At 39.5% G+C, this 22,935-nt stretch carries 19 protein-coding genes; 13 read left to right on the forward strand and 6 right to left on the reverse strand.

All coding sequences use genetic code 11. From position 1 onward, the window contains the following. Window positions 1-162 precede the first annotated feature (162 nt). Window positions 163-408, forward strand: coding sequence for a hypothetical protein (locus IQ457_RS11940; RefSeq protein ID WP_200663514.1), 246 nt, complete (start codon window positions 163-165; stop codon window positions 406-408). Window positions 409-491: 83 nt separating this feature from the next. On the opposite strand, the gene maiA is transcribed toward IQ457_RS11940, so the two are convergent. Next, window positions 492-1,136: a maleylacetoacetate isomerase gene (maiA, locus tag IQ457_RS11945; RefSeq protein ID WP_446737547.1), complete on the reverse strand. Its 645-nt coding sequence runs from the start codon at window positions 1,134-1,136 to the stop codon at window positions 492-494. A gap of 87 nt (window positions 1,137-1,223) precedes the next feature. Here maiA and IQ457_RS11950 point away from each other — a divergent pair, with 87 nt between their 5' ends. Beyond that, entirely contained in the window at window positions 1,224-2,093 is an 870-nt protein-coding gene (locus IQ457_RS11950) for an IclR family transcriptional regulator (protein WP_144296442.1), read from the forward strand. Between the two features lie 67 nt (window positions 2,094-2,160). On the opposite strand, the gene IQ457_RS11955 is transcribed toward IQ457_RS11950, so the two are convergent. The 4 genes from IQ457_RS11955 to IQ457_RS11970 form a co-directional block, all read right to left on the reverse strand. Beyond that, a complete protein-coding gene (locus tag IQ457_RS11955; protein ID WP_068405592.1) occupies window positions 2,161-2,736 on the reverse strand; it encodes a VOC family protein in 576 nt (191 codons plus the stop codon). 134 nt (window positions 2,737-2,870) lie between these two features. After that, complete coding sequence (fahA, locus tag IQ457_RS11960) at window positions 2,871-4,163, reverse strand: fumarylacetoacetase (RefSeq protein WP_200663622.1); 1,293 nt, start codon at window positions 4,161-4,163, stop codon at window positions 2,871-2,873. A 209-nt stretch (window positions 4,164-4,372) separates the two neighbouring features. Further along, complete coding sequence (locus IQ457_RS11965; protein ID WP_200663518.1) at window positions 4,373-5,569, reverse strand: amino acid aminotransferase; 1,197 nt, start codon at window positions 5,567-5,569, stop codon at window positions 4,373-4,375. Between the two features lie 177 nt (window positions 5,570-5,746). Continuing rightward, entirely contained in the window at window positions 5,747-6,676 is a 930-nt protein-coding gene (locus IQ457_RS11970; protein WP_068405582.1) for a LysR family transcriptional regulator, read from the reverse strand. A 154-nt stretch (window positions 6,677-6,830) separates the two neighbouring features. On the opposite strand from IQ457_RS11970, the gene hppD reads away from it, so the two are divergent. From hppD to IQ457_RS11995, 5 genes are all read left to right on the forward strand, one after another. Then, window positions 6,831-7,943, forward strand: a complete 1,113-nt coding sequence (gene hppD / locus IQ457_RS11975; RefSeq protein ID WP_200663520.1) for a 4-hydroxyphenylpyruvate dioxygenase — start codon at window positions 6,831-6,833, stop codon at window positions 7,941-7,943. A 164-nt stretch (window positions 7,944-8,107) separates the two neighbouring features. Then, a complete protein-coding gene (gene phhA / locus IQ457_RS11980; protein ID WP_200663522.1) occupies window positions 8,108-9,052 on the forward strand; it encodes a phenylalanine 4-monooxygenase in 945 nt (314 codons plus the stop codon). Window positions 9,053-9,187: 135 nt separating this feature from the next. Continuing rightward, window positions 9,188-9,532, forward strand: a complete 345-nt coding sequence (locus IQ457_RS11985; protein WP_068405575.1) for a 4a-hydroxytetrahydrobiopterin dehydratase — start codon at window positions 9,188-9,190, stop codon at window positions 9,530-9,532. 93 nt (window positions 9,533-9,625) lie between these two features. Then, the gene (gene nhaC / locus IQ457_RS11990) at window positions 9,626-11,050 is read left to right on the forward strand and encodes a Na+/H+ antiporter NhaC (RefSeq protein ID WP_068405572.1); all 1,425 of its coding nucleotides are present in this window, start codon (window positions 9,626-9,628) and stop codon (window positions 11,048-11,050) included. A gap of 178 nt (window positions 11,051-11,228) precedes the next feature. After that, complete coding sequence (locus tag IQ457_RS11995; protein WP_144296435.1) at window positions 11,229-11,927, forward strand: hypothetical protein; 699 nt, start codon at window positions 11,229-11,231, stop codon at window positions 11,925-11,927. 841 nt (window positions 11,928-12,768) lie between these two features. Here IQ457_RS11995 and IQ457_RS12000 read toward each other — a convergent pair. After that, entirely contained in the window at window positions 12,769-13,668 is a 900-nt protein-coding gene (locus IQ457_RS12000) for an XRE family transcriptional regulator (protein WP_200663524.1), read from the reverse strand. A 247-nt stretch (window positions 13,669-13,915) separates the two neighbouring features. Here IQ457_RS12000 and IQ457_RS12005 point away from each other — a divergent pair, with 247 nt between their 5' ends. From IQ457_RS12005 to IQ457_RS12030, 6 genes are all read left to right on the forward strand, one after another. After that, entirely contained in the window at window positions 13,916-14,182 is a 267-nt protein-coding gene (locus IQ457_RS12005) for a helix-turn-helix domain-containing protein (protein ID WP_200663526.1), read from the forward strand. A gap of 119 nt (window positions 14,183-14,301) precedes the next feature. After that, entirely contained in the window at window positions 14,302-15,204 is a 903-nt protein-coding gene (locus IQ457_RS12010) for a hypothetical protein (protein ID WP_200663528.1), read from the forward strand. Next, window positions 15,204-16,511: a replicative DNA helicase gene (gene dnaB / locus IQ457_RS12015; RefSeq protein ID WP_200663530.1), complete on the forward strand. Its 1,308-nt coding sequence runs from the start codon at window positions 15,204-15,206 to the stop codon at window positions 16,509-16,511. The genes IQ457_RS12010 and dnaB overlap by 1 nt, the downstream gene beginning before the upstream one ends. Before the next feature lie 87 nt (window positions 16,512-16,598). Further along, window positions 16,599-17,204 carry a hypothetical protein gene (locus IQ457_RS12020; protein ID WP_200663532.1) on the forward strand — a complete coding sequence of 202 codons (606 nt, stop codon included), beginning with the start codon at window positions 16,599-16,601 and terminating at the stop codon, window positions 17,202-17,204. 2 nt (window positions 17,205-17,206) lie between these two features. Beyond that, entirely contained in the window at window positions 17,207-19,525 is a 2,319-nt protein-coding gene (locus tag IQ457_RS12025; protein ID WP_200663534.1) for a hypothetical protein, read from the forward strand. Then, a complete protein-coding gene (locus IQ457_RS12030) occupies window positions 19,518-22,670 on the forward strand; it encodes a site-specific integrase (RefSeq protein ID WP_200663536.1) in 3,153 nt (1,050 codons plus the stop codon). Before IQ457_RS12025 ends, IQ457_RS12030 begins: the two co-directional genes overlap by 8 nt. The last annotated feature ends 265 nt before the right edge of the window (window positions 22,671-22,935 follow it).

Genomic DNA, 22,935 nt, shown 5'->3' on the forward strand with positions numbered 1-22,935 from the left:
ATCCATTTACGGTAATTGTCAACACACCCTAGTAGAATAATGAGTTGTTAATCAATTTAACGACCTATGGAGTATTATTTTTAATAAAATAGGAGGTTGTTAGAGCTCGCGTCATTCTTATGGATTGAGTAATGCTAAAGCAGGATAGCTAAGGAGCTTGGTATGAATAATGAGCTAAAAGGGAGCGATTTAACCCGCGCGCTACTTAAACGAGGTTATAAGGGCGTATGGTGTGCGGTCGATGATGAAAGTGATGAGCAGGCGATAAAGGATCAATGTGGTAATGATTTTACTGCTTATATTGTGTCATTTAAAAATGGCTGCTTTTATTGTAGTGGCGGCATGTCATGGCTATGTGCGGTACCTATTAAGATAGTGGCGGTCACGCAAAAAGAGATGAAGATTTGAGCAGCGATATAAATAAAAAGCTATCCCTATTTAATAACCTCTAAATTAAGGGCAGTTCTTTTTTAGAGGTTATTTCTTTGAGGTTAAGCGTTTGGTGCATCAGGTTGCTGCATAGGGTCGGCGTCAGAAAAGGCTTTTAGCGTACGGCAATGGGCGTCAATTTGGACAATATTTGGATAAGGATTTAAGTCCACTTCAAAGCGCCGCGCCGAAGAAACTTGTGGGATCAAATAGCAATCTGCAAAGGTCGGGCTGTCGCCGTAGCAAAATTTCCCGCGAGTTTTGTCAGCGACCAAGCGTTTTTCTAACGCAGCAAAACCCTCACTTATCCAGCGATTACACCATTTTATGACCTCAGCCTCATCTACCGACAGCTCATTGCGTAAATATTGTAAAACACGGCGGTTATTAAGCGGATGAATATCACAACCAATCATTGCGCTTAACGCCCGTACTTGCATGCGCCCCGCAGCGTCTTTAGGCAATAATGGATTTTTAGGATAAACCTCTTCCAACCACTCTAAAATAGCCGGACTTTGAAATAACAGCAAATCATCGGCTTGTAAAACAGGCACCAATCCTTGAGGATTAAGTGCTAAAAATTCGTTTTTTAATTGTTCATCTTGCGCCAAATTAACCGCAATATAGTCATAATCTAAGCCTTTTAGGTTCATCGCGATACGCGTACGGTAAGACGTACTGCTGCGAAAATAGCCATAAAGTGTCATCATTATTTATTCCTTTTATTATGTTGTCTTGTTGGTTATATAAATGGGTATAATTATTGATAAAGTAAATAATTAATTGAGCAAAACATGCCCGTATCTGAAAACCTGACAGACAATCCTACTAGCAATAAAAACCAAGGTGGCGTGCAGTCACTTGAAATTGGATTGTCAGTATTAGACGTTCTAATCAATCACAACGAACCTATGATGCTAAAAGACATCGCTCAAGCTGTACAGATGCATCCGGCAAAGTGTCATCGCTACTTGGTCAGTCTTATTCGTAAAAATTATGCACGTAAGCTCAGTGATGGGCGTTATGGGCTTGGCGCTCGAGGAAATTCGCTTGGGCATGCGGACTTCAATCAACACAACCTATTAGAGCGCCTGACGCATGTGGCAACAGAGATTAAAGACACGGTAAACTGTGCGGTTCAAATTGCCAAATGGTTTAGCGAAGGTCCGATTATCATTCAATCGGTTGAGCCAGACAGCCCGATTAGTATCATCACTCGTATTGGCTCGCGTATGCCATTGACGACATCAGCGACAGGGCAGCTGTTTGCCAGTTATCAGCCAGAAACGATTATTAAGCCATTGGTTATCGCTGAATGGCAGACAAATGATAAAGACACTATCGTAGAGCAATGGCAGAATTTTAACCAGTTGCGCGCCAACATTCGTACCCAAGGCTATGCTACGGTCACTGGCGATATGTTAATGGGGATTAATGCCATTACCATTCCAGTGCTTGTGCCGCAACTAGAAATCAAAACCTCGACCACTAATCAGCCGCTTAGCAATAATCAGCTAACGGCTAATGACAAACCATCTGCTGAAAGCTTGCCATTAGAATATGCTATTACTATCATTGGTACCACCGAGCAGTTACCAATGAATGAGCAACATAACGTGGTTGAGCAGATACTAGCCATTGCACGACGCTATCAAATAGCCTAGTCAAAACTTGCTATTTAACTTAACTACTGAATAAAGTAAGTTTTAACTATTGCATAAATTGACGCTGTTACTCACCAACGGGTGCGACTTCTCTTGCTTCAGCGAGTTCTTCTGCATGTAAAAACTGCGTATGAACGGGCGCACGTTTGGTGCGCGACCATTCATCTAGCATCTCGTGTTTCATCTCTTCTGTAATCATCGAGACTTTTTCTTCTGAGGTACTATCATCGTAGGTAAGTTCCATACGATGCCCATTAGGATCAAAGAAATAGATAGAATGAAAAATACCGTGATTGGTCACGCCGACTACGTCGATACCATTTTCTTCTAAATGCTTTTTTGCCGCCATTAACGCATCGCGGTCTTTTACCTTCATGGCTAAGTGTTGCACCCAGTTTGGCGTATTGGGGTCAAAACCCATTTCAGGTTGATTGGGCACTTCAAAAAACGCCAAGACATTGCCATTACCGGCATCTAAAAATACATGCATATAAGGGTCAAAGGCTTTGGTCGAGGGGACATGGTCCTCAGCGAATGCTAAGATAAAATCCATATTGAGATATTTTTTATACCATTCAACGGTTTCTTTAGCATCCTTGCAGCGATAGGCCACGTGATGGATTTTTTCAATTTTAAAACTCATATCAAACTCCTTTTGATAAAGCGTCCAACTTAATTGGCTGCCAGCACTTCGCTAAACTAAGTGGTGATAATTGTCTAACAGCCTAAGTAATTTTTTTACGCTTGTCTGATTTGTAATTACTTTATGAAATAGGCCTATTTGTCAAAATCAAAGCTAAGCGCAGGCAGTACTTTACCGCGTACTTCACCGAAGCCAACACGAATGCCGTCTTTTTCGCTATAGCCTTTCATAATCACAGTATCGCCATCTTCGATAAAGCTGCGCGTTTCGCCGCCTTTTAAAGTGACGGGTTTGGTGGCATTCCAAGCAATCTCTAACATTGAGCCATAAGAGTCTGGCGTCGGTCCCGAAATCGTCCCTGAGCCCATCATGTCGCCGACTTCTACTTTACAACCAGTGATGGTGTGGTGGGTGAGCTGCTGCGCCATTGACCAATACATATATTTAAAGTTGGTTTCACAAACAACGGTTGCTTCATCGCTATTTTCAGGCAATAGCTCGACTGATAAATTGATATCAAAGCTATTGTTACTGTCTTTTTCATTGAGATAAGCCAGTGGTTTTGGTTCTTGCGTTGGGCATGTAGTCTTAAAAGGTGCTAACGCATCCATGGTCACAATCCAAGGCGATACTTCAGAGGCAAAGGTCTTGGCATTAAAAGGGCCTAAAGGTACGTATTCCCATTTTTGAATGTCGCGAGCTGACCAATCGTTGAGCAAAACCATGCCAAAGATATGATCCGTGGCTGCATCGACTGTGATCGGTTGACCGATATCATTGCCGCGACCAACGACAAAGGCGGTTTCAAGCTCAAAATCTAGACGCTTACAAGGCGAGAAAATAGGACGTTCATCAGGATTGGGCTTTAGCTGACCTGATGGGCGTATCACATCGGTGCCACTAACGATGACGGTACTGGCGCGGCCGTTGTAACCGACTGGCATTTCAGTCCAGTTAGCTAGTAGAGCGTTTTTTGGGTCACGGAACATGGTACCGACATTGGTGGCGTGCTCTTTAGATGAGTAAAAATCGGTAAAACCTGGTACGTGAACAGGCAGATGCATGGTGACGTCTGCTTGCTTAAACAGCGCTTTTGCCTGCAAGTCTTTGTTGTCTCGCAGTGTGTCAATATCAGCAGACAATAAGGTTTGAATGGTGCTGCGCGCCTTGGTCCAATTATCGCGACCAGAATCAATAAAGGCGTTTAGGGTTGGCTGATCAAAATAGGGGCCGCCAGTCAAACTTAATAATCCTTCTGCTTCGAGTATTGATAAGTCTAATACCTGCTCACCAATAGCAACACCTGCGCGACGATTGTTATTACCAGTAACGTCTTTAGCATCACTAAAAATACCATAAGGCAGGTTATGAATAGAGAAGTCAGAATCGGCGGCAATATCGATAAATGAGGTGAGGTTTTTGTCAATCGTTGACATGAGGTGCTCCTTGCTAAAGCGTGTATTGAATTACGTTATAATTAACTACTTACGTATAATGTAATTTATAGCCAAATAGATTGCAAGGTTTTTTGTGCAGTGTTTTTTATACAGTTTTTTAGAAAGTGGCAGACATAAAAAAAGGCTGAGTCATAACTCAACCTTTTTAATCACATGTTTTTTTAAATTACGCTAGAGAGTTAGTCTTTTAAAACGTCAGCCATGGCATTAGCAACATAATCGATATTGCTAGTATTTAAGCCTGCAACACACATACGTGAGTTCGAAACCATATAGATACCATATTTGCTTTGGAGTTTTTCAACTTGTTCAGGCGTCAGACCGGTAAAGCTAAACATACCGTTTTGCTCAGTTAAATAATCGAAGTCACGGCAGGGGACTTTTTCTTCCAATACTGATTTTAGCTTTAAGCGCATGGCTTTGATACGGTCACGCATGGCATAAACTTCGCCAACCCATTGCTCATGTAGCGCTTCGTCGTTCATGACGATATCGACCACGCGGCCGCCATGTGATGGTGGGCTTGAGTAGATGCGACGCACGGTTGCATTTAGCTGACCAAAAACGCGCTCCGCTTCGTCAGTGCTTGGGCACACGACCGATAGACCGCCGACACGCTCACCGTATAGCGATAAGTTTTTAGAGAATGAGTTACTGACAAATACGGGTAGACCCATCTCGACTGCTTTACGAATCGCGTAAGCGTCGCTGTCCATGTCTTTACCAAAGCCTTGGTAGGCGATGTCCATAAATGGAATCAATTCACGCTCTTTAATAACAGTTAGCGCGGTATCCCACTGTTCACGAGTCAAATCCATACCGGTTGGGTTATGGCAGCAAGGGTGCAGCAAGACAACATCGTTTTTATTCAAAGTTTCAAAAAATGCAATCATTTCATCAAACTTAACACTGCTGGTTGCTTTGTCGTAGTACGGATATTTACCGACTTCGACGTCAGAGCCTTCAAAGATAGCAATGTGATTGCCCCACGTTGGGTCGCTGACGTAGCATTTGGATTGTGGGAACCATTCATGGATAAACTCTGCGCCGACTTTTAATGCGCCAGAACCACCGATAGTGGCGATGGTTGCTACCAAACCGTCTTGTAAGATTTGCGCGTCTTTACCAAACAGCAATTCCTGACAACCTTTACGGTGGCCGGGTAAGCCTGCCATTGGCAAGTACGGACGAGGAGAGATAGGGTCAGCAATGCGCTGCTCCGCCGTTTTGACACATTCAAGGACAGGCAATTTGCCATCCTCATCATAATAAACGCCCACACCCAAATTGACTTTATCTGGATTGGTGTCAGCGGCAAATTTGTCCATCAATCCTAAAATCGGGTCACCGGCATAATAATCGATACGTTCAAACATTTTTTTTCCTTACAAGGGAGATGAGTTAAGGCGTTAAAAAGCATAAACCAGTTTGGCGATTAACTCAACGTTAGATTCAGCGATACTGATTAATTAACGCATTTTTTTGTTTATTAGCAAGTTTTTGGACAGATTTTAGCCTTTACCAAACTGAAATAATAAGCTCTTGAATTGCCCTTAAACACGCTGCAAATCGTCAAAGTGGCTGGCAAAGTAAGTTTGCAAAAATTGCTTAAAAGCAATACTGGCGGGTGATAAAGCGCGTGACGAGCGTTGATAAATAAAGAATCGGCGCATTTTAACCGGCTGTGCCAACGGACGCATTTGCAAACCATTGGCGCTTACCCAATCTATCACCTCTGGCATATAAGGCAAGCACAGGGTAATGCCAAAACCTTGGCGGGTCATCTCAAGGGCGGTGGACATAAAGTTGACTTTGTAGCGCGCCTGCTGAATATGGCTGGCAATTTCCTCATCAAGCTCAGCGGTGACTTGCTCGATAAATGGCCCTTGCAAGGTAATAAGCGGCGTGTCTACTAAATCCTGCCAAATGACTTCTGATTTTTGCGCCAGCGCATGGTTATCTGGCATTACCACACAAAACGGCAGCTGATATAACAAATCGGCGCTGATGTCATCGTCAGGCTCCGTAAAACCACGCTCAGTACCGACGCCCAAATCTACCTCGATGTTTTGAATATGTTCTAAAACATTTTCTGCTGAGCAATCAAGTAAAGACACGCTGATATCTGGATATGCTTTAGCAAATTGAGCAATAACGGCTGGCATTGAAGAGGCAGCAAATTGCGATACCGCAAGTCTGACTTGACCTTGCGCCAAACTTGTCAAGCTACTGGCTTCATTTTCAAATAGCTGCATCTCATTTAAAATACGCCGCGCTTGCGGCAATAAATGATGACCAACGACGGATAATGACAGCTGGCGGGTGGTGCGATCAAACAACACGATGCCAAGGCTGGATTCTAATTCTTTAATCAAACCACTGACGGCAGATTGGGTCAAATGCATCTGCTCGCTGGCGCGGGTAAAACTGCCATTGTCGGCGACGCTAATAAAAGCGCTCAATTGGCGAATACTGATATTCATAAGCAAACCTGATAAATAAATCAAAAAAAACGATTAGTCTTATAAATCAAGCTAATCTAATATAAATCACTCGTCAATAGGAATGATTGATAAAACTTATTTTTTGCTAATTTTTAGTGATGTATACCACCAATTGAAATTAAGGATGATGACAATGTCAGAGTTAAAGGCAGATTTATTTGATAACCCAATGGGCTTGCAAGGATTTGATTTCGTTGAGTTTGTCTCACCTGAGCCTGAGCTTGTCGAAACGCTATTTCGCAACCTTGGCTTTACTCATATTGCCAATCACCGCTCAAAAGATGTCGCCTTGTTTCGCCAAGGCGATATCAACCTTATTTTAAACCGTGAGCCAAAAAGCCATGGCAGCTATTTCTTAGGTGAGCATGGCGCGGGCGCTTGTAGCATGGGCTTTCGGGTAAAAAATGCCCAGCAAGCATATGAGCTAGCTATCGAGAATGGCGCTGAGCCAGTAGAGGTGCCAACAGGGGTGATGGAGCTGCGCTTGCCAGCGATTAAAGGTATCGGCGGCTCGCTTATTTATCTCATTGACCGCTTTGGCGATGGTAACTCTATTTATGATATCGATTTTGAATACCTACCGGGCGTCGACAAGCATCCAAAAGGCTTTGGCTTCAAGGTTATCGATCATTTAACTCATAATGTCTACCGTGGTCGTATGGCATATTGGGCCGACTTTTACGAGCGTATCTTTAACTTCCGCGAAATCCGTTATTTTGATATCACCGGTGAGTATACGGGTCTGACCAGTAAAGCGATGACCGCGCCTGACGGCAAAATTCGTATTCCATTAAACGAAGAATCAAAGCAGGGCGGTGGGCAAATTGAAGAGTACTTGATGCAATTTAATGGCGAAGGTATCCAGCATATCGCGCTATTGAGTGATGACTTATTATCTAGCATCGACAAATTAAGAGACATGGGTATCCCGCTGATGACAGCGCCAAATGATACCTATTACCAAATGCTGGATGAGCGCTTACCAAACCACGGCGAGAATGTCGCTGAACTACAAATGCGCGGCATCTTGTTAGACGGTACCACAGAAGGCGGTACGCCACGCTTATTGCTACAGATTTTCTCTGAAACCATCCTTGGTAGCCCCGTATTTTTCGAATTTATCCAGCGTAAAGGCGATTATGAAGAAGGCTTTGGTGAAGGTAACTTTAAAGCCCTGTTTGAATCCATCGAGCGTGACCAAGTCCGACGCGGCGCGATTGGTCAGCCAGAAACTGAAACGCCATAGTTTTAGCTTAATCGTTTATAAGTATAATAAATGGGCAGGGCAAAAGGAATTTGTCTTGTCCTTAATCAGCAAGGTACTGCTTCAAGTGGTAAATCCAGAATACCTAAATTTAGGATTCACTGACGACAAGCGACTGTACTAACGCTAATAAAAGGAACACAGGCATGGAACGCCTACAAGCTAACAATACTATTCAAAAATTCCTCAGTGCCAAGAGTGTGTCTTCTAATGCTCTCGGCGCTGATGATGCTAGCCATAGCGATTCAACCGCTGAGAAGCAACCTTACCTCTCGCATCAGCCAGACAGTCAGGGTCATATCCACTATAGTGACGATGAAAATGCCATGTGGCAGGCGCTGCTTACACGTCAAGCCAAGCAAATACCCAATCGAGCTTGCTCAGCCTATCTAGAAGGCTTAGAAAAGCTAAATCTGCCATCGACGCATATCCCGCAATTAAATGACATTGACCAAATCCTGCAAGCCACCACCGGCTGGCAAACCGCTGCCGTTCCTGCGCTTATCAGCTTTGGTAAGTTTTTTAAACTTTTAGCAAATAAACGCTTTCCCGTAGCGACCTTTATCCGCCGCTTTGAAGACATGGATTATATCGAAGAGCCAGATGTCTTTCATGAAATCGTTGGCCATTGTCCGCTGCTGACCCATCCTGCTTTTGCCGCTTTTAATGAGACCTATGGCAAGCTGGGTCTTGATGCCAGTAAAGAAGAAAGGTGGTTTTTGGCACGGCTTTATTGGTTTACCATCGAGTTTGGCTTGGTAGGTAGTCACCCTGACAATCGCCGTATCTATGGCGGCGGTATCTTGAGCTCCCCTTCTGAAACGATTTATGCGCTTAATGGTAGCGATACATTGCAACAATCCAACCATCAGCATCAGCAGCAACCTCAAAATCAGCCAGAACACCGCGCATTTGATTTGCTTGATGTTCTGCGTACGCCTTATCGCATTGACCATATTCAGCCGATTTATTATATCATTGATGATTTAGATGCGCTGTTCGATATCGTCGATAGCGACATCATGGGCAAGGTCAAACAAGCAATGGCACTTGGCTTGTTTGAACCAACTTATGCACCAAAAAACTCTTAATACATTAAAAAATTTAGCATCGTTAAAATAACGATGGGGTAAAAGTGATGCTGTAAAAACAGTATTAACACGGACGTAACTGTATTAAACCTAACGGTATTAAAAAAATAATAGTTAACTTAAAAGGATATTATCATGACGACATTATCACAAGCCAGCTGTGAAGCCTGCCGTATCGGCGCTCCAACCGTCGACGACACAGAAGCACGCGAGCTATTACAACAAATTCCTGACTGGTCGCTCATCGAAGTCGACGGCATTAAGCAATTACAGCGTCAGTATAAATTCAAAAATTTTGTCACAGCGATGGCATTTGCCAATGAGCTTGCCGACATTGCGGAAGCAGAAGGGCATCATCCAGGTATTTTGGTAGAGTGGGGCAAGGTCACCGTCACTTGGTGGTCACATAGCATTAAAGGTCTGCATCGCAATGATTTTATCATGGCAGCCAAGACCGATAGCCTACTGGGTAAGTCATGAGACTGGCAATAATCTTTGCAACTCATTAAACTTGTCCCACCCAAAACCAACCCTAACGCCAGAGTATATATGATGGCACCATAAGGATGTGTTATGCCTCCACAAGTACTTACCGAGCTATCTCCCAAGGTAGCTTTTATTATTGCCAGCGTTGTCATCGCGATTATGGGTGTGACCATGATCGGCTTTGGCTGGGTACCGCATCTGTCATTGATGCTTGCAATCGTTGTTTTATTAGGCCTTGGTATGTATAAAGGTCTAAGCTTTGAGAAGATGCAGGGGCAGATGTCATCGGGTGTTGTCAGTGGTATTGGTGCTATTTATTTACTATTTTTTATTGGTTTGCTGGTCGCCGCGCTGATGATGTCAGGTGCTATTCCTACCATTATGTATTATGGTTTTGATCTCATCTCACCGCAGTATTATTATATTTCGGCTTTTGTTTTGACCTCAATTATTGGTGTCGCTCTAGGCAGTAGTTTGACCACAGCCGCGACACTTGGTGTGGCCTTTATTGGTATGAGTAATGCCTTTGATGCCAACGTCGCTATTGCTGCTGGTGCGGTGGTTTCAGGTGCTTTTTTTGCCGATAAAATGTCGCCGTTGTCAGATACTTGTACGCTTGCCTCTTCTGTCGTCGGCATTGATTTGTTTGAGCATATCCGTAATATGATGTATACCACGGTACCGGCGTGGCTCATTACAGCTGGGCTATTTTGGTATTTCTCTGGCCAGACGGGTACGGGTGATTTGGGTCAAGTGACCTTACTGCAATCACAATTGGTCGATAGCGGCTTAGTCCATGGTTATGCCGTATTACCATTTGTCGTGCTAGTGGTATTAGCGCTATGCCGAGTCAATGCCATCTATACCATCATTTGTACAATCGCGACCGCTTTAGTGCTTACTTATCTGCACAGCACGCCAAGTATTGGGCAGCTCGGCGGTTATCTATTTGCTGGTTATACGCCCGCCGAAAATTTAGAGCTGGGTGAAGTGGCGGGTATGATCTCACGTGGCGGTATGCAAAGTATGTTCTTTACTCAGACTATCGTGATATTGGCGTTAAGTTTGGGCGGTTTATTACGTGCTTTGGGTATCTTGCCAGCGTTATTGTTAGGTATTCGAAATATGCTGACAAGCTCAGGACGTGCTATTTTTGCCGCGGCAATGGCAGCTTTAAGTATCAACGTGCTGATCGGTGAGCAGTATTTGAGTATCTTATTATCAGGAACTGCGTTTCGTCCGACCTTTGAGCGTTTGAATTTACACCCCAAAAACCTATCGCGTACTATCGAAGATGCGGGCACGGTTATCAATCCATTAGTACCGTGGAGCGTGTGCGGGGTATTTATCAGTCAAGCATTAGGCGTTCCGGTACTTGAATATTTGCCTTATGCCTTTTTCTGTTATTTATCGCTGCTGCTTACGATACTGTTTGGATTTACAGGTATCACCATCAGTTGTAAAGATGGCTCTAGCATTCGTAAGCAACCAAAAGTACAAATGGCCAATTAGCGAACATTCATTTTTAAAATAAACTGAGATAGTATTGGTTGCATAAAAACCACTCTAAGTAACTTAGAGTGGTTTTTATGGATAATTTGAACGCCTAAACCATATATCTAAAAGTGGCTGAATAAGAGATAATAGAGAACATAGATTTTCGCTTACCTCAATAAAAAGGCAGTCCTGCATGACCCATAATAATCCATATAACCTGATACCCTTGCAACCTACGGGCAGAAATGAGACCAATACCGCCAATACCTATTCACCTGAAGATATGATTGCCATTTACGAGCAGCAGTTTCTGACCGAAGTGCCAGAAGACAAGCTCACAGAGTTCTTACCTTTTTTAAAAGCGTTTTATGATATCGACGACCATACCTTAGATGTCAGTGCGGTGATTTTTGATGCGATTGCGGACGCTTGTATTATTTATAATCACAAAGTCAAAGTTGGGCGTTACGAAATATTAGAAGGCTTGGTAAAAGAAGAGATTGCAGAAGATATAAGTGATGCAGAAGGCGCTGAAGAGAAACAAGTACAAGCCTATACCCTAGAGTGTAAGCGTACTTTTTTTATCAATGAGGTGGAAATACCTTATCATTTTAATTTGTTTATCCATGGCGATAATTATTCTACCTTGACGAGAAGAGAGAGCGTGTTAGAAAAAATGTATTGGTTTGTCAGTGATAGCTTTGATGAGCAGTTATTGGATAATCCTGAAGATACTGAGAGCTTGGCGTCTATTAATAAGCAACTGGCAAGTTTGGGTATTCGAGAAATGGATCTGACTACTATTCATCAGCTAGTCGATTATTTAGAAGGTAACATCATAGATGATGACATGGCAGATGCGGTCAATAAGCTGCTAGATGAAGCCGAGTAGCATTGAATACACTATTCACTGTTAAAAAAGACCACGCTAAGCCAATTTAGCGTGGTCTTTTTTTGATAGGACAGCCAATTTTAAACAGCAAGCAATAAAAAACCCTCGTAATCGATAGATTGCGAGGGTTTCGTATATGGTACCAGTGGTCGGACTCGAACCGACACGCTTTTAAAGGCAACGGATTTTGAATCCTTTATCTATCTAAAATATCTAGATATACTTAACAACAGTAAGCAATAAGTAGAGATAAAATATTTTTATAAACAATGACTTAGGGTTAAATTAACTATATTTAGCTATAACTAAAAAGATGTAACAATATTTTTCTAGTATCAAATAAGTATCAAAATTAGCAATTAAAAATTGGTTTGTTTAACTGACTTTAGATTTAGTCGTTAATTTCAATACCATGAAGCGCTTTTATGTAACGGACTGCGATTCAGTTAAGAGTACCAAAAAAGTTATCAGCAGATTATGCAAAATATTAAATTATATAGATTGTAACAATCAAACTTTGACCCAACCATTTATCCTTAATTATTACATTGAATGCGCAGCATATCGAATCAGCTGCCATACATTTATTTGCGGCTTAGCCGATAAGCTCTCTAGCACATAATTATTTATTCTATGTTAGATACAAACAGTCGTTAGTAGTCCAGATGCATTTAATGTCACTGACCCATTCCTTATTCGAGCGATTGTCATTAAACTAATAATTTAGCGCGTTTGGATAGTCGAGGTTATTATTTGCTTATGCTTCCTAAAGGCGCAGATGACCTTTTTCTAATATTTAGCACTCTTCACAAGTAGCTTTGAGATGCGTTAAGACGTTTCTTTACCAAGGATCCATATTAGTCCAAGCATAAACGTAACCGAGAACCTCTAAGCTATCTATTTTGGATTTAGAAATTTTCTCATCTGGATATTCCTTGTTCTTACATTGTAGTAGCAGACCACCATCAGACTGCCTAAATAGTGCTCTTACCCCGTAAAAACTATTACTTCTTATTAAGTAAAACTTGCCATTTTTTATAGTGCGTTTAGTTAAATCTACTGAGCACTGTGCACCAACACTAATTAGTGGATCCATCGAACTATCTTCTTGATTATAAAATAAGGTCTTATTTAAGTTAGTATTCGTTCTTCTAGCAATCTCAGATTGCAATCTTAATGTCTCTTCTACATATTTAAAATCTTCTATAAACATACTTAAATTGGAGTATTTCTTTATCTGTTCCAATATTAACCTATTTTCAATAAAATCATCCGCTCTTTCCCCCCATTCTAGCCACTCTTCATACTCTTCTATTTCACGCTCTTGTTCAGCAGAAAGCTGATATTGTTGTTCAATTTTTTCGTACTCACTAAACATTTTAGTTTCAAACTCCTCCTGTAAAAATCGAATGCTATATGGAAGATCAGGTTCTAAACCGAGCTCTGCAATGTAATGATCCCTCATACTTTCTTCGTAAGCGTTCATATAGTCCATAGCGTCGTCAATATCTTCATAAGAACTGTAAGGATATTCACCGTTTAGTATCCAATACTCAGAAGTTTCTAATACTTCAGAGAGGCGGCGAAGATACTTCCCACTTGGACAGGCTTTAGCATTTAGCCATTTAGATACGCTCGATTTGGAAATTCCTATAGCTTTTACAACGTCAACTTGCTTTAAGCCTTTAGAGTCCATTAAATCTTTAATTCTCTCAGCCACTTTATCAAGATCCATACTCATAAATAATCCATTGCTGTTGTTAAAAGTTTCTTTTTATAATTCAGTATAAAATAATTAAAGGAAACTTTATATGATAAAAATTCTTTTAATGTAACTTATATGTTAAAAATTAACTAATTTAATAATTTATACCTATAATAAGAAATAAAATAAACAAAATTTATACAAATAAAGAACTATTGTAAGCTAAGGTCTTCTTATGAGCTATATCTACCTTCATTAGACAACAACTAAATGAGTGAATGCTATGAGTAAAAAAAGTTGGTCAGAATATACGGATGATGAAAAAGAGGTGTTAAGACAAAAAGTTATTGAAGCGGCCCCAGAAACTCCTTTTCCACCTGAATTCGCCGCCGCTTATATTGGCAAATCATTGCACACATTGCAGCATATGCGCTGTCACCAATCCCAAGCTATTACATATAGTAAAGCGGGCAGACATGTTCTATATCGTAAAAGACATCTAGATGAGTATCTTGATAACTGTGAACAATCATCTACAAGCAGTTATTAGATGTGCAATCGATTTATAAAAATATAAGTTTAAGAGGTTGAAAATGTAGTGTTTTAGAAAATATCCGATAACTTTCAATAGCTTATAGTTAAAATCATTAGATCAGGCTAGGTGGAAATATGAGTAATCTACTGATAAACGAACCGCCATTACAAGTATTGCCCTCACTTGCCAATAAGATAGGGCTTAATGAAGCGATTGTTTTGCAACAAGTACATTACTGGCTTGCTCACGCTAAGACAAAATATGATGGGAAAATGTGGATTTACAAAACGTTTGAACGATGGCGTGAGCAAGATTTTAAGTTTTGGAGTAAAAGAACAATTGAGCGTATATTTAAAAATTTAACTGACATGGGTTTACTATTAGTAGAAAAACTAGCGGACAACAAACAAAACCGAGTTAATTTTTATACGATTAATTATGAAGAATTAAATAGGATTAGTGCAGACTTAGGTAAAAAACCGCTTGAAAGTACCGAAAATAAGCATAACGACAAATTGTCTAAATCCAATACGACAGATTGTCATGATGGATCTCGACAGATTGACGATGCGGATAACGTCAACTTGGCACCATCTATCATAGCGACAGACTGTCGTGATGTTAAAGAGAATAAAGAAGAGACTAATAAAGAAAATACAGAAGAAAGCGTTGTCGCCTCTTTCGATGATTTTGATAGTCAATATGAAATATACAAAACGCATTTACAGGCGGCAGGTGTATTACCCCTATCTGGATTCATCAATGAGCAAGAATTAAGATTAGAACTTTATGGTTTTCATTCATACTGGTTTGAAAAAAATCTTAGTGAGTCGGTACGCATTGCTAAGCTAGTCAACCTATTTCAGAAAATGGATAAAAAGCGAATCAACAAATTTAAAACCAACCTTGATGAGCATACTCCATTACACCCTAGTCATATACCTGTTGAAACAATCTCAACAGCCAAAAAACAGCATGACCCTAAAAGTATAGCTGCCATGATTGCTGCCGCTGAAACAAAAATTGAGAGGAAATAATGAATCATTTATATAACACAGGTCTTGAGCAATCTGTAATTTCTACGCTTATCTCAACAGATAATGCCTACGACAAGGTTGTAGGAAAAGTAAAAGCTGATGACTTTTATGCAGGTGCGCATCGACTAATATATGAGTCTATCGAGTCACTAGCTACATCTGGGCAGCCATACGACAGAGTAATGATTATCGATAAATTATTAGCCGATAAGAGAGATAAGGCTATTATCGAATATATATCGAATGAGCTGCAAACAATTGCACCATCGATTTTTAATATTGAAAGCTACATAGAACGCTTAATTGATTTATCGCAACGTAGAAAAATCAGTGAATGTTATGAAAGAGCAAAACTTAGAATTTCTAATTTTGATTTAGCGCCTATCGATTCTTGGAGCTTAACGGCTGAAGATGTTAATGCAGTAATGCAGGGAATAGTCAGTGAGGGTTACTCAAGCATTGACCAACTCATAGAAAAATTTTTAGAGGATTTAAAGCACGATGCCACTGCAGGCGTTGCACCAAACATTAAGACAGGGTTAGTCGAGCTCGATAATAAAACAATGATTATGAATGGTGAGATGGTTGTTATTGCAGCTCGTCCCTCAATGGGTAAAACCACTTTAGGGCAGAACATCGCTATAAACATTTCTCAAAATGAAGACGGTGTCGTTGTATTCTTTAGCCTTGAGATGCCAAAAGCTAGTATTGTTAAGCGTTTAGTAAGCAGTATGGCTAACATACATATGAGCAAAGTGTTTAGTGGACAAAATCTAGATGCACAAGATTGGGAAAGTATCATGAGTAACAAAAAGCGTATCGAGGCGTTGCCGATGATTTTTGATGACCGTAGTGGCATCACTACAGGACAGATGCGAGCCACATTAAACAGAATACGCCAAAAACACGGCAGAATATCGGCAATCATAGTAGATTACATTCAGTTAATCCAGGCCACTAATCTAAAAGACAATCGAGAAGGGCAGATTAGAGATATATCATCAGCTTTAAAAGGATTCGCTAAAGAATTTGATTGTCCAATGCTTGCGCTATCGCAGCTTAATCGTAGTTTAGAGAACCGAACTGACAAACGTCCGATTATGAGCGACTTACGGGATTCAGGCTCTATTGAGCAAGATGCTGATCATATAATCTTTATCTATCGTGACGAGGTTTATAACGAAGGATCAGTTCAAAAAGGCATTGCTGAGTTGATTATTGGCAAACAGCGTAACGGCTCGATTGGTACTATCAAAGTTAAGTTTGAGGGAGAATACAGTCGTTTCGCTGATTTTGCTTCAAGCTAGTGTTATGAAAATTCGTTTTAACCTATTTACGATTAATTCTGAAAATGGTGAGGAATATATTACTTTATCAACAAGCACTCAAAATTTATGGCTGAACAGACAGGAATAATAAATCAAACTTATGGAATGAAGTCAACAATGGGAACTACAAACTTAAAACCGAATCAAAAGCTCATTAATTTGAATAGAGACAAATTGCTTGTACATCCGCAAGCTGAGCAAGCTTTAATAGTTTGGCAAAAACTTAGGCTTAGCTCATCTTCTATGAGTGTTAGCCATCTAGATAAGTTTTATTGTCCACCTATTAGGGTGATCAAAAACAGTAGTGATACATATTATTTCATTAATGATTTTGAGAGAGTTAATGACTTATTAAGAGTAAGAGACGTGGACAGTTATCCATGTCTTGTTACACCAGAAAGTATTAAAGATATTCAAATGCTGGCATGGGCTGAGGTAGTGCAACTCGTCAACCTAAAAAATATTAATCACCCTGACTTATTTAAGGCGCTTAAGCAGAAAGCGCCCAGCTCAGTTATTTGTAAATTGATGCGCATAGATGTTTTATCCGTTGAGTCGTATTGTAAATTTGCCGGTATTAAAAAGGCAAACTTTGAGTATCAACAATGTAGAAAAGCTATTCAGAACAATGTGATAGGTATTCCAAAAAACATGGATTGGCTGGTGAACTAATTATGATGAATTTAAATAAGAATGAGTTGGATATAGTTCTTGATAAGCTAGTACCTGAAGGGTCTCCTGATGTTGTAAGAATACAAGATTTGATTATTTACGTTTTGGGCTTTAGACCAAATTTTGCTTTGAATATAAACTTCGCTATAGATGTATTTGAGGTTAATTTTACAGAAGGTGAATGCTCTGACATAGCAACTAGAATTATTAAAGAGCAGAAAATTGAAGAATGGGCTGTCTCTTATATGCTGATACTTTTTTATCAGAAGTATGGTGAGGTAGATAGAAAAAGCATTGCCTGGCAGTTTATGAGCATATATCTACAGATCATTGTAAGAATCACAATGCGTGGAGATGGTCATCTTGCTAAGGTGAGTCAGTTAGGTGTTAGAGTCAGAATGGGGTTAAATGCGAACAATCCACAATCTGAAATAGTAAAGGAGCTTATTGGTATACATGCCCAGCAGAGTTCATTAGAAAGTGTACTACATGCTATTCGCCAGTATGAGGTTTTAACTAAGCAGTCAGAAGCCTCAAGTAAGGTTGTCAATAAAAAGTTAGCAGGAAAGATTGGTCGCATTAGACTCGCTTATGAAGTTGTGGCGAAAGATAAGACGTTTATTAGCAAGACTTACTCCAAGTCTGATGATACTGACAATAATAGTGTTGGTTTAAACAAGGTTTTTCTTGATAGTGATGATGAACCACTTAGAGCCACTATATTTGGGATAAGTCACCAAAACGATAATGTGTCTTCCAATGAAAATTTAGCTGATGATGACCCAGAGAAGCTTTTAGATAATGACTTTAAACCCTCTAAGTATACTGCTAAGTCTGCTGAGCTACAGCAATGGAAACTTAAAAATAACTTTCGTCACACTAGGCGCAATCAATTTGGCTTTCCAACAAGTTTGCGGCAGCTAAGTTTACTGAGTATTCAAATATTGTTTGATAGAGTCTGGCAACTTTCAATGGTTACGGATGATGATAGTCGTTTTGGCTATGTAGTTATCTTAATGTCATTGCTTAGTGGACGTAAGGTTCAAGAAGTCATTAATGAACTTGGTAGAGAGAAAAGCCAGCGAACATGGCTAAGTAATATGAAAGGGGTAGGTGGGAGATACTACGCTTTGAGTATTATAATAAATGTCACTATGAATCGTAGAAGCCATCTATTACAACATCGTAAGAGCGTTGATAACGGATTTATACTTCTTTTACCTACTCAGTTATATTCCATTATAGAAAACACAGTCAATATCGAAAATACAGATATATCTGAAATACTAAAAGACCTACAAGAACAATTAGACCTGCCTGCACTCAGTTATCAACACATAAATTCAGCTCTATATCTCATCATAAAAAATGAATTAAATGAGCCATTGCACGCTGATTTAATCACTGGTGTTGACGTTAAACATAGCTCGCCTCTTTACTACACAAGCATTGATGCTAATAGTATTGAGAATACATATAGAAGTGCTATTTTGTTAATGAGCAAACATTGCCATTTTTATATCCGCTCACAGCTTCGTCAAGACTACAAACCTAAATCAGAAAATATAGAGCACCAGAGTTACATCGGTAGTGAGATGACTTTAAATAAGCTGACATGTCAAAAGTTCTTTTCAGAACTAGCGAATGGAGCCGATAGTTTTAATGGACGCCTTGAGCGAAACTTAAGTATTCGAAAGGATCGTTATATAGAGCAGTTTAATGCCTATGGTATTTGGTTATGGCATATTATCATGATTCAGACAGGTATAAGACCTGTTGTACATGCGCCAGGTATGTTAAACCAGTTTGATTTTATAGCAGGGTTATTTTGGGTTTCTGATAAAGAAGAGCGTCAAGGACAAGAGCAGGGAAGACTCATACCTTTAAGCAAATTTTTGATTATAGCGATACAAAATTATATTGAATATATAAAAGAATTTGCTTCACTGCATAACGTTATATATCCCTCTGAGCAGTTTCCCATAGATGAAATTTTAAACTCTCGCCAGCCTCTTATTCAAACCTTTAGTAAAAACCCTAAGGAGTTTTCAGGCATTACACCTAGTAGGGTTCGCTACCAGTTAAAGAGCTTTTTTAGTCATCAAGATAATTGGTTAAGACATCAGCTGCGATCAATGCTAGTAGATAGAGCGCCAGAGCACTTGATATGCGCTCTTTACGGTCATGAACATCCTGATCAGGAGGCGATGCATCCAATGTCCTCACTATCAATTAATGAGCTGAAGGGGATAAGTGGCTGTTTGGATGAAATTGCTTGTGAACTCAATCTGAAACAAGTTGAGGTAACAGTATATGGCTGATCTAGTTGCACATAAGTTAAGAGCCGAGAATCGTAATAGCGCTCACGAAGGCATTAAGAACAAAGCTATAAGCCTTGTTGAGTCTTATATGAACTCGAATCCGCTCTATAAAGATACAGATTTGTTTGATTATTACCAAGATATAAATACCATTTTAGAAATCAACTTCGACACCCCTCTTAGTTTTCAGCTAGCACGTCAAGGATTCTTAGAAGTTATTCGTATATATAATAAAAATCATAAAGTTTATCTTGATGAGCCAGTTGTTCCTGTCTTAGCAGAAAGAGACAGCTTGAGCATTGGTTATGATTGGTTCGTACAGGGGTCAAAAGTTAGTCAAGCCAGCCGAGAAATTATAGAAATATGGCAAAGAAAGATAAGGTTCACTACCAATGATTTGGTCGAATCAGCGATATTTTGTAGCATTGTCTACGGTGGCCTTAATGATATTGAAGTATTAAAAGCATTTTACGAATGGCTTTTGACCGAACGCGTAGTCTATAGAATAGATTTACCTAGTGAAGGTAATACGGTAGGTGTTGAGAGTGTACCGATTATTATATTAGTTATTAACGATAATAGTTACGGGTGTTGGGAGTCATCTAGTAGAAATTCAAGTGATACTCCTGACAGCGAATTAAAACGCTATGTTGAGTATGTTCCAGATGACATGACGCTATGCTTTTTATACGCACTAAAAGATGAAATTGTTAAAAAGGGACTTACTAAATCGTTTGATACATTAATTAATGATATTAGTAAAAGGCTCACACTGAAAAATAAAGATAAAACAAAGCCATACCTCTCACACCTGATCAAATACGCCAACTATCATTGGAGGCAATTAGAAGGCACTAATATCGACAATGCATTAGCTACAATTAGACAAGGTAGGATTAAAACTACAGGCCTACCTAAGAATAAGCTGCTTAATTACAACAGAGAAAAAATTAACTCTAATGTTAAACAACTTCAATGGGATGAGTTCTTTGAACTTGATTATTCTAAGCCTATAAATGCAAATAGAGAAAGTATAAGTTATCCTGCGTTTAGTAAAAATCTAATTAGAGCAATTCAGGAAGAACTCAAAAATACTAGAGTAAATGCCATAGATGGTATGGAGCAGTTACAGAATGAATTTCCTCAACCAAACGCACAGCGCATACTAGGATGGGTACGTCAGTTATTAGATGATAAAAGTATAAACCAAGAGAGCATAAGCAAGTATGTGGGCTGTATAGGCCGTGATTGGTTGATGCTGACAATCGGTGAGAATATAGATAAATGGGACGGCGAAGATTTTGAGATTATTTATGAGCAAATTATTCAGAGCAAAACTAGTGATGGTCGAAAAAAATCAGTCATAAATAAAGACTCTAATTCCGATGACAAGCTAATAGGTAGTAATGATCGTTCGTACATGAATAAGCTTAAAGATGGTCAAGGGTTTACGTATGGTCGTTTGAGAGCTTTTCATGATTACCAGCGTGAGTGTCATGATGCACCCTATGTATATTTTTCGTGGCATCATAATAGGCAAGTCGTCAAAGCTAATATCATCTCTCCTCGCATTTATCGTGCTATGAAAGTATACATTGACGAATCAAAGTTACAGCTTGAGCAGAAAATAATTTGTTTAGTGGTTCTGAGTCTTGCCTATAGAACAGGGCTACGGATAAAAGAGCTCATTGGTATTAAAGTTTCAGATATTGTAGATATTTATACTGATAATTATAACCAAGAGATTAATGAGCCTAAGATTTGGATAAGACCAAATCGTTATCGTAGGCTTAAAAGTAGCAGTGCAAGTCGTGTAATACCTATTAACTGCCTTCTAAAAAAAGATGAGATGGATTTGTTTATCGAGCTTTTTAAGCATCAAAAACGATTGAAACGGAAGTACTTGTTCTCACAAGGTTCAGGTAAACAGCCATTACCGAGTACGTTCTTTAGTAATATGATGAAGTTAATTTGGGATAGATTGCTTGGAGAGCATGACTTTACTTTTCATAGCTTTAGACATACAGCCATAAGCCAACTGGCTTTAGTGCTAGGTAAGTCTTCATTAGCATCAATAATGACAGATTATGATGCTAAGCAGCGCGAGACTATTATTGAGGGTATCCTTGGCTATCATAAAGCACAAGGAACATGGTTTGGGCTGGCAAGTTTTGCAGGGCATTTGACACCTGATACGACGTTTGAGCACTACATTCATACTGCCCACCTGCAGACAGGAATACAGTTAGCTGATGCTAAGTTACAACTTCCTTATACAGTTTTTCAGCAAATTACAGGTTTAAAGTATCAGACTATACATAGACAAAACAGAGACGCTTACGATGCAAAGTCTAAAAAGGTGAGACTTGGTCTGCTAAGATCGTATCTAGTTAAAAGCTTAGTAACTAGTAAGAACCCTCTATTTGTTGATAGTCTTAATGTTTCTACAAATTCGCCAATCATAGAATCTGATAGATTAGCATCACAATCTATTTTCATTCATCAAAAGTATTCTGATGTGATTGCCTATTTAGAAGAGCTACAGAGACTTAACTTAGAAAAGCGGGATATATTACTACCTGAGGTTGCTATAAGACATGGCATTAATATAGTCGAAGCTAGACAGTTATATGACAATGCAAGTCAGGTTTTTACTAGCGATGAGAAACTGTTATTAAGCTCACCGAATGGTAGTAAGAATCAAGAGTTATTAGTTAGAGCTTTAGAAAAGGCATACCAGATGTCTATTCATGAACCCGATCAACTAAAAATGTTTGTTGAAATATTTGCAGCGAAACAGAATATAAAAACATCATCTATCCATTTTGGGATTAAATCTAGTCAGAAAAAAATGTTAGAGCAGTTCTTAGAGATAGGATGTAAACTTATTAATGCACCACACTGGCAAATTAGAGCTTCAAGTGAAAACGAAGTAACTCAACTAAAACGATGTTTGAAGCTAGATAGTCAGATACGTACTGGAAGTCGTCAAAATTTTCATGGCTATGAGCTCAGGGTAGTACAGAAAAAAACCAAGCGATCGGACAAGAATTTGGCTATATCTGACACTTATTATGCTTCATCAGGCTTACTTAAGTACCTTGGGTATTTATTGAGTGTACTGATTTATAAAGAACGTTGCTGAATTTACCTATATTAAGAAAAATAGAGACTAGATATACACTGGCTTTATTATTAACATGTTTGCTCATGCTATTGTGGTCTGAAAGCCATCTAAACATATGAATATCGGTAACCTTTTCAAACCTAAGACGCTATTACGATAATTTAAATAGGCTAAGCCTAATGGTGCTATTTAAATAACTAGCATTCGATATAGTCAGAGCTTTTTACTTTTGAAAATGCTTCTATTATCTACTGTTTAGTCAATATTTTGTGCTTATTAATGA

Origin of the sequence: Psychrobacter sp. M9-54-1, from assembly GCF_016613355.1 — a bacterium.
In the GTDB taxonomy this organism is placed as follows: domain Bacteria; phylum Pseudomonadota; class Gammaproteobacteria; order Pseudomonadales; family Moraxellaceae; genus Psychrobacter; species Psychrobacter faecalis.